Annotated in this window: 9 protein-coding genes; all 9 read left to right on the plus strand. The window is 35.5% G+C overall.

Translation table 11 applies throughout. The features are described from left to right. Positions 1-114: 114 nt before the first annotated feature. The 9 genes from FLS47_RS11395 to FLS47_RS11435 all read left to right on the plus strand — a co-directional run bounded on the left by FLS47_RS11395 (position 115) and on the right by FLS47_RS11435 (position 15221). Positions 115-1731 carry a DUF6377 domain-containing protein gene (locus FLS47_RS11395; RefSeq protein WP_149914501.1) on the plus strand — a complete coding sequence of 539 codons (1617 nt, stop codon included), beginning with the start codon at positions 115-117 and terminating at the stop codon, positions 1729-1731. A gap of 206 nt (positions 1732-1937) precedes the next feature. Beyond that, entirely contained in the window at positions 1938-4907 is a 2970-nt protein-coding gene (locus FLS47_RS11400; protein ID WP_149914502.1) for a SusC/RagA family TonB-linked outer membrane protein, read from the plus strand. 11 nt (positions 4908-4918) lie between these two features. Continuing rightward, entirely contained in the window at positions 4919-6439 is a 1521-nt protein-coding gene (locus FLS47_RS11405; protein ID WP_149914503.1) for a RagB/SusD family nutrient uptake outer membrane protein, read from the plus strand. 35 nt (positions 6440-6474) lie between these two features. Continuing rightward, positions 6475-7953 (plus strand): glycoside hydrolase family 30 protein, encoded by a 1479-nt coding sequence (locus tag FLS47_RS11410; RefSeq protein WP_223225252.1) that lies wholly within the window; start codon positions 6475-6477, stop codon positions 7951-7953. A gap of 4 nt (positions 7954-7957) precedes the next feature. Next, positions 7958-9298, plus strand: a complete 1341-nt coding sequence (locus FLS47_RS11415; protein WP_149914505.1) for a DUF5125 domain-containing protein — start codon at positions 7958-7960, stop codon at positions 9296-9298. Positions 9299-9477: 179 nt separating this feature from the next. Continuing rightward, a complete protein-coding gene (locus FLS47_RS11420; RefSeq protein WP_149914506.1) occupies positions 9478-10263 on the plus strand; it encodes a succinate dehydrogenase cytochrome b subunit in 786 nt (261 codons plus the stop codon). 21 nt (positions 10264-10284) lie between these two features. Beyond that, positions 10285-12219: a fumarate reductase/succinate dehydrogenase flavoprotein subunit gene (locus FLS47_RS11425; RefSeq protein WP_149914507.1), complete on the plus strand. Its 1935-nt coding sequence runs from the start codon at positions 10285-10287 to the stop codon at positions 12217-12219. 71 nt (positions 12220-12290) lie between these two features. After that, positions 12291-13064: a succinate dehydrogenase/fumarate reductase iron-sulfur subunit gene (locus FLS47_RS11430; RefSeq protein WP_204987492.1), complete on the plus strand. Its 774-nt coding sequence runs from the start codon at positions 12291-12293 to the stop codon at positions 13062-13064. A gap of 54 nt (positions 13065-13118) precedes the next feature. After that, on the plus strand, positions 13119-15221 hold the full coding sequence (locus FLS47_RS11435; RefSeq protein WP_149914508.1) for a tetratricopeptide repeat-containing sensor histidine kinase: 2103 nt from the start codon (positions 13119-13121) through the stop codon (positions 15219-15221). Positions 15222-15389 lie beyond the last annotated feature (168 nt).

Below are 15389 nucleotides of genomic sequence, written 5' to 3' on the forward strand. Positions count from 1 at the left end.
ATTTATAAAGAGTAAAAAGCGCAAATATTTTGCGCTTTTTTGTTTTTATTATGGCTGTAATATCTATATTCAAACTTTGAATCTATCTGATAATAGCTGTAGATACCTATACTTATGATTAAGCTTATTTTATTAATATTTGTATTCATTCCCTCGTTCGTATTTTCTCAGGACCTACAAAGTCTGGAGAAAGAATTAGATAATGCTATAAATAAAGGAGAATACTACCATAGAATAAGATTAGATGACATAGATAATTTAAAGCAACAATTGCGAACTGGAAAATATCTTGACAGAAATGAATCTTATGCAATAAATTACAAAATAGCGACGCAATACGCTAAGTTGCAATCCGATTCTGCACTGAATTACATTCAATACTGCAAAAAATTGCTAACTCCTCAAGATGATTCACTTCACACGATTTTGGATCTCGATTTAGCAGCTTTGTATTCTACCACAGGCCGATACATAGAAGCAATAAATATTCTTAAATCAATCAATAACACTAAAATAGCCAAAGCTATATTACCCAAGTATTACCAAACATACGGCTCTTTTTACAGCCATTATGGACAAAGTAATAACAACAATGAATTTTACAGATTAAGTGAGATATACAGAGACTCGTTGATAAGTTGCTTAGACAAAAATGAACTTTTGTATAAAATTGAAAATGCGACAAAAAAACTGTTTTCTGGGAATCGCGCAAAAGCTATTGATGAATTAAAGTTTTTATTGAACGATAACATTAACGACAATCATCAAGTCGCGATAATTGCATATTTATTAGGAATTGCATACAAACAGGAGAATAACGCCAAGCTTCAAAAATATTACCTCATAAAATCTGCTATCGCTGATGTCAAAAATGCAAATAAAGACAATGCATCACTCCAGGATTTAGCGATGTTTTATTATGGTTCTGGAGATTTTGATAGAGCTTTCATACTTATAGACAAAGCCATTCGAGATGCTATATTCTGCAATGTACGTTACCGAATTATAGAAGGAACTACCTTCTATCCAATTATAAATCATTCCTACCAAAAGAAGATTAATGACCAAAACAGAAAATTGACAATTAATCTTATCCTTATTAGTATACTGTCAATAATTCTGATAGGTGGAATTATTTTCATTGTAAAACAATTCAACAAATTAAAAGCTATTAAATCCCAGCTGTCTGAGACAAATAGTCAATTAATAGCGATGAATCAGCAGATATATAACAGCAATATTCAATTAGCGGAATCAAATCATATTAAGGAAGAATATATTGCACAATTTTTTGACATGTGTTCCTCTTACATTGAGAAGATAGACTCTATGCGAAAAGGTATGCTCAAAAAAGCAAACAATCAACTCATTAGTGAACTATTGGCAGACTTAAAGTCAACTAAGGTCATAGAAGAAGAGGTCACTGAATTATACCATAATTTTGACTCCATATTTTTGAATTTATATCCTTCGTTTATTGATGACTTCAATAAATTGTTGCGCTCAGACGAAATCATTATTCCTAAAAAAGGAGAGCTCTTAAATACAGAATTAAGGATTTTTGCGCTTATTCGACTCGGTATTGATGACAGCGTGAAGATTGCTAGCTTCCTTCGCTATTCTTTACGGACGGTATACAATTACCGAACAAAGGTCAGAAATAAAGCCATTGGTAATCGTGATGAATTTGAAAATCTCGTCAAAAACATTGGAAACATCAATAGAAAGTAACCTTAAAAGGTACTTTTTTTAGGCGCCTAAAAACAACAAAACACTAATTATCAATTCATTATAATAAAAACGAAGTACTTATGTACTTCACCCTGTTTTTAATGAAATATCGTATAACTAATTTTATCGAAGCATAAAAAAGGAATCTTTTATGCCTTACAGTGCAGACTGTAATTGATAACCAATTCATATTTACATCACAATTTATGAAAAGAAAAATACCATTATTTAATGTTATTGTATTGCTATTATTGGTAATACATGCACAATCTGTGTATGCACAACAGACCAGATTGATCAAGGGAAAAATAATTGATGCGGAGAATCAATATGCAATTCCTGGAGCAACCATTTCCACGAAAAATGGAACTTCAAAAACCTCATCCAACAGCGAAGGTTTATTTGAAATCAACGTGTCTGTAAATGCGGAAGTACAAGTAAGCTCATTGAATTACGAAACCTACACTTTTAATGCAAATGAATCGAACATTACCATTGAATTAATTAAGCAAATTAATAATCTAGAAGATGTCGTAGTAATTGGTTACGGTAGTGTAAAAAGAAAGGATGTGACGACAGCAATTTCTTCCGTATCGACAAAAGATTTGGAAAAAAGACCAATTGTCAACGTAGGTCAAGCGATACAAGGTAAAGCGGCGGGTGTATCTGTAACACAACCAAGTGGTGCTCCTGGAGGCGAAATGTCCATTCGTGTAAGAGGTACGACCTCATTCAACGCCAGCAACTCTCCCCTATATGTAGTGGATGGAGTTCCGGTGGACAATATCAAGTTTTTAGCTCCTAATGATATTCAGGATATCCAAATATTGAAAGATGCCTCTTCTGCAGCAATATATGGATCAAGAGCAGCAAATGGCGTTGTGCTCATTTCCACGAAATCTGGAAAATCTGGGGTTGCAAAAATTGGTCTTAACGCGCAATATACGTCCAACATCGTTAGCAATTCTTTCCAAGTATTGAATACGGAACAATATAAAGAACTACAAGATGAGATAGGTCTTGTCAATCTTCCGAATGGATTGAAAGATAATACAGACTGGTTTAAGGAAGCGTATAATACTGGTATTCAACAAAATTACCAACTGTCCATTTCTGAGGGTACAGAAAAGCTAAAATACTACTTATCTGCTGGTTATGTAGGCGATAATGGTATTTTAGAAAGCTCCTATTTTAAACGTTATCATTTCAGAGGAAATATTGACAATCAGGTTCGCGATTGGCTGAAAATTTCTGCAAACATCAATTATTCAGATTATAACGATAACGGAATTATTTCAGGAACTGGAGCTAATCGTGGTGGTGTAGTGTTATCCGTAATCAATACACCTGTCTACGCTCCTATTTGGGATCCAGAGAATCCAAATCAATACTACAACAACTTTTATGGTATTGGTAATATTACCAGCCCCTTAGAAAATCTAAGTCGTGGTAAATTTAATAAGAATAGAGAAAATAGATTATTGGCATCCGGAAATGCGTTAATCACATTTACGGAGAATCTTAACTTCAAAACAGCTTTAACCTTAGATCGTAGAAATGGCTTGAATACAACCTTTCTTGATCCGATAACTTCTGCTTGGGGACGCAGCCAATTCGGAACAGCCTCGGATGCTCGAAACATGAACACCTTGATTGTCTGGGATAATACATTAAATTATACTCAACAATACGACAAGCATAATGTAGATTTCATGGTGGGTAACTCGTGGACTGACTCCAAATACACAAACAGTTATATCAGTGGATCACACTTTCGTAATGAGCTGATCCAAACATTAAATGCTGCGAATAAAATCTCATGGAATGGAACAGGAAGTGGTGCATCGGATTGGGCAATTATGTCCTATTTCGCTCGTGCAATGTATAATTATGACAGCAAATACCTATTGACAGTCAATATGCGCGCAGACGGCTCGTCTAAACTTAGTCCTTCCAATCGTTGGGGATATTTTCCATCACTATCAGCAGCTTGGAGATTATCTTCAGAATCGTTCATGGAAGATCAAACTTGGGTTGATGACTTAAAAATTCGTGGTGGCTGGGGCCAGACAGGTAATCAATCAGGTTTAGGTGATTATGCATACTTGCAATTGTACAACATCGAACGTTTCCAATGGTTTCAAGTCGGTTTCGAAAATGCTGTACCAAACATTAGTCCAAGCAACCTCAGAACAAAAGATTTACGTTGGGAAACAACTACACAATCTAATCTGGGTATTGACTTTGTTGGTTTGAACAATCGATTATCCGTGACATTGGACTATTACCACAAGAAGACTACCGATATGTTGATGTATGCGACATTGCCTGATGGACAGATCGCTAGTACTATTCGTAGAAATGAAGGCGAAATGACGAACAAAGGTTTTGAAGCGACTATAGGAACAAAAAACATTCGCAAAGCATTAATATGGGATACAGATTTTAATATTTCTTTCAATAAGAATAGATTGGACAAATTAGAGCTTCAAAAAATATATTATGCAGCTAAAACTTCCGAAATCGTAAACGACTATGTTGTAAGAAATGAGCCTGGTCGCTCACTTGGTGGGTTTTATGGATATATTTCAGACGGGGTAAATCCAGAGACTGGTGAGTTAATGTATAGGGACTTGAACAATGATGGCAAAATATCTTCTTCTGATAGAACCTATATAGGTGATCCAAATCCAAAATTCACCTACGGTATGACAAATAATTTTTCATACAAAAATTTTGACTTGAGTGTATTTGTACAAGGCTCATATGGCAACGACATCTACAATTCGAGTCGTATCGAAATGGAAGGAATGTATGATGGTAAAAATCAAATTACCAAAGTACTAGACCGTTGGAAAATTCCTGGACAGATTACTGATGTTCCCAAAGCTGGTTATGACATCAAGAATTCTACGTATTTCATCGAAGATGGCAGTTATTTAAGATTGAAAAACATCTCATTGAGTTACAATATTACAGCTGAAAAACTTAGAAAAATTGGATTCTCAAAATTACAGCCTTATTTCTCTGCTAGCAATTTGTTGACTTTGACAAAATATACAGGAATGGATCCCGAAGTAAATCAATGGGGAGATAGTGGCAGTGTGCAAGGAATTGATTGGGGAACGTACCCACATAGTCGTTCATTCGTAGTAGGTCTGAATCTTGAATTTTAAATCGTAAGAACATGAAAACATATTTTAGAACATTAACCGCCTTAATACTCTTATGTACGCTTACATGGTCTTGTTCGCTCAACCGAGATCCATTAGATTCTTTTTCGGATGTTACCGAAGGTGAAAATGAACAGGGTCAGAATATAGTATTTAGAGATAGAGCAGCAGTTGATAATTATTTAAACTCATTGTATCAACAGCTAAAAGATAGACAAGAACATTGGCACTTGGATTTATTATTAATTTCTGATGCACACAGCGACAATGCTTACGCAGGAACAACTGGCGCTGAAGTAGTACCTTTTGAAAATAATTCTATCGAAGGCTCAAATTCTGTTATTGAACGTGATTGGCAACGCTATTTAGAAGATATCGCCCGCGCAAACCGACTAATAGTATATATAGACAGTGTAGCCGACAATTCTTTAAGTCCGGCATTAATCAGTTCATACAAGGCGCAAGCAAAAATTTTCAGGGCATTGGTTTTATTTGATATGGTGCGGATTTATGGTTCTATACCAGTTGTGATGAGAGTTGCTCCAGATATTACCTCCGAAAACGTATCGGAAGTATATCCTCAATATTTTCCAAAACAAAGTACGGAGGAGGAAGCATATAAACAAATTGAAGCAGATTTGCTCGATGGATTAGCGAATGCACCAGATAACGCTCCAACAGACAAAACGCGTTTCTCAAAATCCGTAGCAAAGGCCTTATTAGCAAAAATCTATGCTGAAAAACCTATTCAAGATTACGCAAAGGTTATTCAATACGCAGACGCTCTGGCTCAAGATGGTTTTGACTTGAATCCGAGTTATGCAGATGTTTACCAATTGACAGCGGACAATAAAGATGTGTTGCAACGAAATACAAGAGAATCTATACTTGAAGCACAGTTTTTTCCAGGGGCAGGAAATTGGGCGAGTTGGATGTTTGGTCGCGATTTATCAAATTATGATGTGAATTTTACTTGGGCCAAATGGGTTACACCATCGAGAGATTTGATACAAGCTTATCAAAATGAAGGTGACAATATTCGAATGAACCAATCCATTATGTACTATACGACTACATGGAGCAATTATTATCCTTCATCCAATTATCCATTCATGTTTAAATTGAGATCAGGAATGAGTAGTATCATCAAGATCAGATATGCTGACATTTTATTACTCAAAGCAGAAGCATTAATCATGCAATCAAGTCCTAATCTTTCAGCGGCAGCCGATATCATTGACAAAGTAAGACAACGTGTATCGTTACCACAATTGACACCCGCTGATAAAGCGAATCAAGAAAGTATGTTGAAAGCTTTGCTTAAAGAAAGAAGACTAGAATTAGCTTTTGAAGGTCAAAGGTGGTTTGATTTAGTGCGATTGAATAAGGTAGAAGAAGTTATGAATACGGTATTTGCCAAAGATTCGGGACGCAAGCCTTTGGTTTATCCATTTAATGAATTTTCTTATAGACTTCCAATTCCACAATCGAAAATTGACCAGAATCCTAACCTAATCCAAAATCCAGGTTATTAAAATAAATTATTATGAAACGCTCAAATTATAAACATATGATGCAATTATTTCTATTGTCTGTACTATTGTCCTCTTTAGGATGCCAGCAAGACAGTTTTACTCCATCTTCAACAAATGAAACTAATGGTGACACCAAAGGAGATGTTACGCTCTATGTAACAACAAATAACAAAGCTTACGACTTAACGAAATTACATGTTGATTTTAGCACAAAATTCAATATGTCACCAAACACGATCCACATAGATAAAGACACAAAATTCCAAGCTATGGAAGGCTTTGGCGCTGCTATAACTGGTTCTACGTGTTACAATTTGATGAAGATGTCTCAGGAAGACAGAACCAAATTTCTTACCGAAACATTTTCGGATGAAAACGGATATGGCATGAGCTATGTGCGCATTTCGATTGGCTGTTCGGATTTTTCGTTGAGTGAATATACCTGTTGGGACACACCAGGAAAAGAGAATTTTGGATTGCAATCCGAAGAGAAAAATTATGTTATTCCTGTATTAAAAGAAATATTGGCTATTAATCCAAAATTGAAAATCATGGGTTCGCCATGGACAGCTCCACGCTGGATGAAAGTTAATAATTTGACCAGCTTAGCACCTTTCAATTCATGGACAAGTGGACAATTGAATCCAAAACATTACCAAGATTACGGTTGGTATTTTGTGGAATGGATTAAAGCAATGGAGAAAGAAGGAATTCCTGTCACATCTGTGACCATCCAAAATGAGCCATTAAATCGTGGAAATTCAGCTTCCATGTATATGACTTGGCAAGAGCAACAAGAGTTTATCAAGCAATCATTGGGACCACAATTGAAAAGTGCGAACTTGAATACTAAGATTTATGCTTTTGACCACAATTACAATTATGATAACATCGAAGATCAAAAATCTTATCCATTAAATATTTACCAAGATCCTGCGGCAGCAGCTTATATTACGGGTGCAGCTTACCACAATTATGGCGGTGACAAATCTGAGTTGTTAAATATTCATAACGCACGTCCAGACAAGGAATTGGTATTTACAGAAACTTCCATCGGCGAATGGAATGATGGTCGCAATTTACAAAAACGTCTAACTGAGGACATGAAAGAAGTTGGTTTAGGAACTGTAAATAATTGGAGTAAAGCTGTCATTGTGTGGAATCTTGTATTGGACACCGAGAAAGGTCCAAATCGTGATGGCGGATGCCAAACCTGTTATGGCGCTGTAGATATCAACAGCAAAAACTACGCACACATTACTAGAAACTCACATTATTACGTCACAAGTCATCTTTCTTCAGTGGTAAAACCTGGAGCTTATAGAGTCAATACTACAGGATATAAAGTAGACGGATTAGAATATGCAGCATTTCAAAACACCGACAATTCGTTAGCTTTCGTAGTGCTAAATGATTTAAATGAAGCCAAAAAAGTGACTTTAAGCGATGGTAAGAACCATTTCTCTTACGAGATCCCAGCCAAATCAGTAGTTTCTTACAAATGGAAAAACTAAGATTATGAAGCATATAACAAAATATCTCTTTAGTATTTTGGTATTCCACACGCTTCTTTATTCGTGCAAAACGGAGAAAGAATATGAATACCAAATCGGAAATCCTACCATTACCCTGAAAAACGAAGTTACTTCAGCCCATTTTGGAGATAGCTTAGCTTTTGATGTAGATGTAATGGATAGTGACATTCCCTTGTCCACATTGAAAGTTCAATTGTTTTTCACGGACGATATGGTTTCTGAAACAACTGTACGAACGAAAGAAAACGGTAATTATAACGGCAAAATATTCATTCCATTTCTTAAAGATATACCTAATGGAAATGCTACATTACGTTTTGTTTTGCAAAATATAAGTCAAAAAATTACGGTAAAAGATATGGATTTGCCTTTGGCACGTCCTGATTTCCCGTATTTGGATCTTATAACGAGTACTACGACATATAAATTACTTAAGGTTGCAGATAATCATTATGCACTAACCCAAAATTTACCACATGCTGTAAAAGGTTATCTTAAAGCACCAAAAGTTGGGACTTATGGCAACGAAATGATTTTTGGATGGGTAAATAATGAAGTTCAATTAGGCAGTAATGCAGAAATACCTTTTTCTTATTCATCTTCAACTACCTACACTATCGATTTCAATACGTTGACCTACGAAGCATCTCCATTTATTATTGCTTACGCAATTAATGGAACTATCTTCAATAGAGTAAACGATAATCAGTACAGAGCAGATATCAACCTCAATAAAGGTGATGAAATTCGAATTGACGGTATTGAAAATTTTGATGAATGGTGGATAGATCCAGATTACTTTACTAAAGATCAATCTGAAAAAATCACGAGTAATGTAATAAATGGTAAATACCGTATTACTGCTGATTTCACGCATAAATATTTGAATGTAGAAGCTATGAATGGCAACAACTTAGCTACTTTAAATGCGGATGGAACAGGCGCAGTATGGATTATTGGCGATGGTATCGGCAAACCAAAAGTCTCAAATAATCATGTGGGATGGAATACGGATAAAGCTTTGTGCATGGCTCCTATCGGGAACAAAAGATACCAGATCACTATTACAGGAAACGTGACTGTCTATACTGATTATATCAATTTCAAATTTTTCCATCAAAAAGGTTGGGGAGGCGAATTCAAACACCAACAAATTTCTACTGATAGTGACTTTATTTTCATAGGTGACGGTACTAACGGTAGGGATTCTGGAAACCTTGGGTTGTTTACAGGTAAACTCATAAACCAAGATGAATCGTATACTTTAATTGTTGACTTAGCAGAAGGTAATGACAAAGCCAAATTGATCGTTACAAAAAAGTAAAAAATACCTAATGAAAAACTTAGCCATTAATCATTTAAATTAATGGCTTTTTTCGTATAAAAATTAACCCTTAACAAACTACTTAGAACAATTCTAAATTATATCTTTTTTATGTGTTTAAAGTCATTTTAATAAATGATTAGGTATTTTTGCAGGAAAAATTTAAACATTAAAGGATAATGAGTAGTAAATCAAAGCCGCTATTTAGTTCTTCTCTAGGTAAGAAATTAATCATGAGCTTAACAGGACTATTTTTATGTACGTTCCTGGTAATTCACTTGATTGGTAACTTACAGTTGTTCCAGAATGACGAAGGCTATGCATTCAACAATTACGCGTTTTTCATGACGAATTTCGCTCCGATCAAAGTAGTTTCATACTTACTTTATGCTTCTATTATTATTCACGCTGTCTACGCATTAATCTTAACAGCTAAGAACAAGGCTGCGAGACCAGTTGGCTACAACCAAACTGCAGGCAACGCGAACAGCAAATGGAATTCTCGCAACATGGGTATCTTAGGTACTATTATTTTAGTATTCTTAGCTACACACATGCAACACTTTTGGTTCCAATACAAATTCGGTACTACACCATACGTGGAGTACAACACGGAAATCGCTACTGGAAATCGTCAAATTATTGCTTCTGAAGATCTTCCTTCAAATTACGACGGGTACAAGATTTTCGTAAACAACGGTGTGGAAACAATCCAAACTAAAGACTTGTACAAACAAGTAGCTGTTACTTTCCAAAATCCATTAATCGTATTATTGTACTTAGTTGCAATGGCTGCATTGGCATTCCACTTAATTCATGGTTTCCAATCTGCATTCCAAACAGTAGGTTTCAACCACAAAAGATACATCGGATTCGTAAAATCAGTAGGTATTTGGGTATTCGGTGTGATTATCCCTATTGCATTCGCAGCAATGCCATTGTATTTCTTTTTCAAAGGTTTGTAATCTCTATTTAAAAATAAAGATATGTTAGATTCTAAAGTACCAGCAGGCCCATTAGCCGAGAAATGGTCAAAACATAAATTCAACATGAAGTTGGTGAATCCTGCCAACAAACGTAAATTTACTATTATCGTAGTAGGTACAGGATTAGCAGGTGCTTCTGCAGCTGCTTCTTTAGCTGAATTAGGTTACAATGTAAAAACATTCTGTTACCAAGATTCGCCACGTCGTGCGCACTCTATCGCAGCACAAGGTGGTATCAATGCAGCTAAAAACTATCAAAATGACGGAGACTCTGTTTTCCGTTTATTCTATGATACTATCAAAGGTGGTGATTACCGCGCGCGTGAAGCAAACGTACACCGTCTAGCAGAAAACTCTGTAAATATTATTGACCAATGTGTGGCGCAAGGTGTTCCTTTCGCTCGTGAGTACGGTGGTTTATTGGATAACCGTTCATTCGGTGGTTCTCAAGTATCACGTACATTCTATGCGCGTGGTCAAACTGGACAACAATTATTATTAGGTGCATACTCTGCATTGAATCGTCAAATCCACAAAGGAAAAGTTAAATCTTACACACGTCATGAGATGTTGGATTTAGTGAAAATCGACGGTCAAGCTAGAGGTATCATCACACGTGATATGGTAACGGGCAAAATTGAAGCGCACGAAGGTCACGCGGTATTATTGTGTACAGGTGGATACGGTAACGTGTTCTTCTTGTCTACAAACGCGATGGGCTGTAACGTAACGGCTTCTTGGAGAGCACACAAACGTGGTGCATTCTTCGCTAACCCTTGTTATACACAGATCCACCCTACTTGTATCCCTGTTACAGGTGACCACCAATCAAAATTAACATTGATGTCGGAGTCATTGCGTAATGATGGTCGTGTTTGGGTTCCTAAAACAAAAGAATTAGCTGAGAAACTTCGTAAAGGAGAATTGAAAGCTGCTGATATCAAAGAAGATGACAGAGATTATTTCTTAGAGCGTAAATACCCTTCATTCGGTAACTTAGTACCTCGTGACGTTGCATCTCGAAATGCAAAGGAAATGGTTGACGATGGTCGTGGTGTTGGTAAAACTGGTTTCGCTGTATTCTTGGATTTCCAAGATGCAATCAACCGTATGGGTGAAGATACTGTACGTGCGAAATACGGTAACTTATTCGACATGTACCACAAAATCACTGACGAGAATCCGTACAAACAACCAATGCGTATCTACCCTGCTGTTCACTACACAATGGGGGGTGTATGGGTTGATTACAACTTGATGACTACGGTACCAGGTTTATACTGTTTAGGTGAAGCTAACTTCTCTGATCACGGTGCTAACCGTTTAGGTGCTTCGGCATTGATGCAAGGTTTATCAGATGGTTACTTCGTAATTCCTTACACTGTAGGTGATTACTTAGCAAACTTAGGAAGCTTCGCTCCTGTTGACAAAAATCATCCTGCATTCGAAGAAACACGTAAAGATGTTGAAAATCACATCAACAAATTATTAGCACTCCGTGGTACTAAAACTGTAGATGATATTCACAAAGAATTGGGTCACATCATGTGGGAATACTGTGGTATGGCACGTACTGCAGAAGGCTTAACAAAAGCGAAAGGCTTAATCCAAGACTTGAAAAAAGAATTCTGGACTAATGCAAATGTATTAGGAGAGAACGAAGAGATGAATATGTCTTTGGAGAAAGCTGGTCGTGTAGCCGATTTCATCGAATTAGGTGAATTGATGGTAGACGATGCGTTGAATCGTTCAGAATCATGTGGTGGTCACTTCCGTCTTGAGTCACAGACTGAAGAAGGTGAAGCAAAACGTAACGACGAAGAATTTGCTTACGTAGCTGCATGGGAATTCAAAGGCGAAGGTCAACCAGAAGTTCTTCACAAAGAAGAATTGGTTTTCGAGAATGTTAAGTTAACACAAAGAAGTTATAAATAGTATCGAGTAATGAGTAATGAGAATCAAGATATATCCCATTACTCAATACTTAATACTCAATACTAAATGATATGAGTAATCACATGAATTTAACGCTTAAAGTTTGGCGTCAAAAAAATGATAAATCAACAGGTCAATTCGTGACTATTCAAGCCAAAGACATCGCTGATGATATGTCTTTCTTAGAAATGCTTGATATCGTTAACGATGATTTGACTCGTAAGGGTGAAGACCCAATATATTTCGATCACGACTGTCGTGAAGGTATCTGTGGTATGTGTTCATTAGTAATTAATGGTCGTCCTCACGGTCCTAACCAAGGCACTACGACTTGTCAATTGCACATGCGTTCTTTCCACGATGGACAGACTATCGTTATTGAGCCTTGGAGAGCTGCTGCATTCCCTGTGTTGAAAGATTTAGCAGTGGATCGTACAGCATTTGATCGTATCCAACAAGCTGGTGGTTATGTAAATGTAAATACAGGTGGTGTTCCTGATGCAAACGTAATTCCTATTCCTAAAGTTGTAGCTGACGAAGCTTTCGAATCAGCTACTTGTATCGGATGTGGTGCATGTGTAGCAGCATGTAAAAATGCTTCTGCAATGTTGTTCGTATCTGCAAAAGTTTCTCAATTTGCATTATTACCTCAAGGTCAAACAGAGCGTTACGAGCGTGCTCAGGCGATGGTAGACCAAATGGATGCAGAAGGTTTCGGTAACTGTACAAATACAGGTGCTTGTGAAGCTGAATGTCCAGTAGGTATCAAATTGACAAATATCGCAAGATTAAACAGAGAATATTTAGGCGCAAAAGTATTATCTCAAAGAGATATTCACGCTTAAGATATTTTTTATAATAATCAAGAAGCTCACTGTTTTCAAAACAGTGAGCTTTTTTTGTTAGATAGCACGAATGATCAACTGAAAAATCAAAAATTAGTTTTTATATTTGACTCTCTACCATCTGACCAGTTAATGACACCAAATCAATTCACCAAAGTATTTGCGGTATTTCTTATGCTGCTTTTATCTTCTTTAAGTTTAATTGCTCAAAGTCTTAACGTAGACAGTGCACTTAGACTTTTAAAACAAAGTAATCCCGACTCTGTAAATGGAAGTATTTACTATGATCTGGCTCGAAACTTTTACGCTAGTGACACCAAAAATGCATTAATATGGGCTCAAGAAGGAGCCAAATATTTTGCAAAAACAAACAATCACCAATTAATGACACGTTGTATGAATTTGGAAGCTGTATGCTTGTTCATACTTGATAATCATGAAGAGAGCACTAAACTTCATTATAATATATTACGTATCAGAGAAGAAAAAAAAGACACTTTAGGAATTGCTGAAACATTACTCAATATTGGTAATATTTATTATAGAGGTCAGGATCTTGAGCAAGCAATTATATTTTATAAGAGAAGCCGTGAATATGCGTTAAAAAGTAATAACACGAAACTATTATCTAGCTTAAGCAATAATTTAGGAAATTATTATAAAGATAAATTTGTTGAAAATAAAAAAGACACAGATAAAAATTTAGCAATAAAATATTTAAAAGAAGCCATTTATTATAAAGAAAAACTCAAAACTGATCGCACTTTAGAAAAAACATATACACTATTAGCGCATGTGTATTTTGAGTCAAAAGATTTTAATTTAGCTTTAATTCATGCTAAAAAAGCTGAGAAACTCGCATTAGAAAATAAAAATCATGAAGGAGTCGGTAGTAGCAAAATGCTACTATGTGAAATTGCGGTAATTAATAAAGATTACGAGTTGGCTCAATCAATTTTGGAGGATTTGTATCTATACTTAGGTAATAATAAAGCTTTTCATATATTGAATTTTCACGACGAAAGCATTGTTGTACTACGTAATAAAATTAGAAATCTTCAAACCAACTCTTCCATAATATCAGACTCCTTACAGGAAAGCAACTACAATACCCTCCTACTAGCTCGTCAAAAAGTACGGGAAGAACTTAATATTAAATACGAAACAGATAAAAAAGAAGTTGAAAATGCAAATCTAGCTTTGAAAAATGAAATTGCACAAGACAAAATAAATAAAATAAGAATTAATAGCATTATTTCACTTCTTTTCGTATTTGTTTTACTCGGTCTCGTCCACAAACTTAGAAAGAAAAACAAAGCTATACTAAAATCCAAAAATGTACTAAATGACCAAGCTAATTTACTTAACCAGCAGAATTTACTACTGAAACAATCCGAGGCATTTAAAGCAAAATTATTTTCAATAATTTCTCATGATCTTAAGTCTCCAATAAATTCTTTAAAAATGATTGTTGAGATGTCTGCCGAAAGACAGCTATCCAAAGAAGATTATGATTACCTAATGGAAAATATGAAACAAGAATTGGATATCACTTCAAATTTGCTGAATGATTTATTATTCTGGTCAAAAGCCCAAATGGAATCAAATATAATCAAATGGTCTTATTTCAATTTATTTAATACAGTAAGCAAATGTCTCCACACACTTTCAACAAATATTAACCTTAAGCAACTGAAAATCACCAATCATCTTTCATCAAATTTTATAGTTTGGGGTGATGAGATGCGTTGCGAATTTGTGATTAGAAATATACTACATAACGCTATTAAATACAGTGATTTTTATAAAGAAATTGAAATCGGTATAAAAGATAATGGTAATGATTGGAACTTCTATATCAAAGATAATGGAGTAGGGATCTCAAAAGAACAATTGAATAATATGTTTGTAAGCGATACCTCTCGAAAAAGTACTAAAGGTACTTTAAACGAACAAGGTGCTGGGATTGGTTTATTACTTTGTCATGATTTTATCGAAAGCTTAGGCTGGTCGCTTCTTGTCAATTCGCAAGAGGGCATTGGTACAACCTTTCACATTGTCATTAATAAGGAAAAAATGAATTCTAAGAAACCTACAGACAAATTAAAATTAGCTTCGCCTAGTCATGAACATCAAACGCCAATTACTTTGAACTAATTGCAGTCTAAAATGTATCTTTGTAGCCTATGGAAATTGACAAAAGACTTCTCGTAAACATTGTATTGTTGATTCATTTGGCACTTACAGGAATCATGCTTTTTCGTTTATTCAAAACTAAAAATGCAACTGGTGGTCAGCTGATATTAACTTTTGTTGCACTAACTG

The organism is Sphingobacterium cavernae (assembly GCF_008520265.1).
Taxonomy (GTDB): Bacteria; Bacteroidota; Bacteroidia; order Sphingobacteriales; family Sphingobacteriaceae; genus Sphingobacterium; species Sphingobacterium cavernae.

Bases quoted from the DNA above. Each gene is read 5' to 3' on its own strand.
- FLS47_RS11395 (WP_149914501.1), top strand. From the start codon at position 115: ATGATTAAGCTTATTTTATTAATATTTGTATTCATTCCCTCGTTCGTA.
- FLS47_RS11400 (WP_149914502.1), top strand. From the start codon at position 1,938: ATGAAAAGAAAAATACCATTATTTAATGTTATTGTATTGCTATTATTG.
- FLS47_RS11405 (WP_149914503.1), top strand. From the start codon at position 4,919: ATGAAAACATATTTTAGAACATTAACCGCCTTAATACTCTTATGTACG.
- FLS47_RS11410 (WP_223225252.1), top strand. From the start codon at position 6,475: ATGATGCAATTATTTCTATTGTCTGTACTATTGTCCTCTTTAGGATGC.
- FLS47_RS11415 (WP_149914505.1), top strand. From the start codon at position 7,958: ATGAAGCATATAACAAAATATCTCTTTAGTATTTTGGTATTCCACACG.
- FLS47_RS11420 (WP_149914506.1), top strand. From the start codon at position 9,478: ATGAGTAGTAAATCAAAGCCGCTATTTAGTTCTTCTCTAGGTAAGAAA.
- FLS47_RS11425 (WP_149914507.1), top strand. From the start codon at position 10,285: ATGTTAGATTCTAAAGTACCAGCAGGCCCATTAGCCGAGAAATGGTCA.
- FLS47_RS11430 (WP_204987492.1), top strand. From the start codon at position 12,291: ATGAGTAATCACATGAATTTAACGCTTAAAGTTTGGCGTCAAAAAAAT.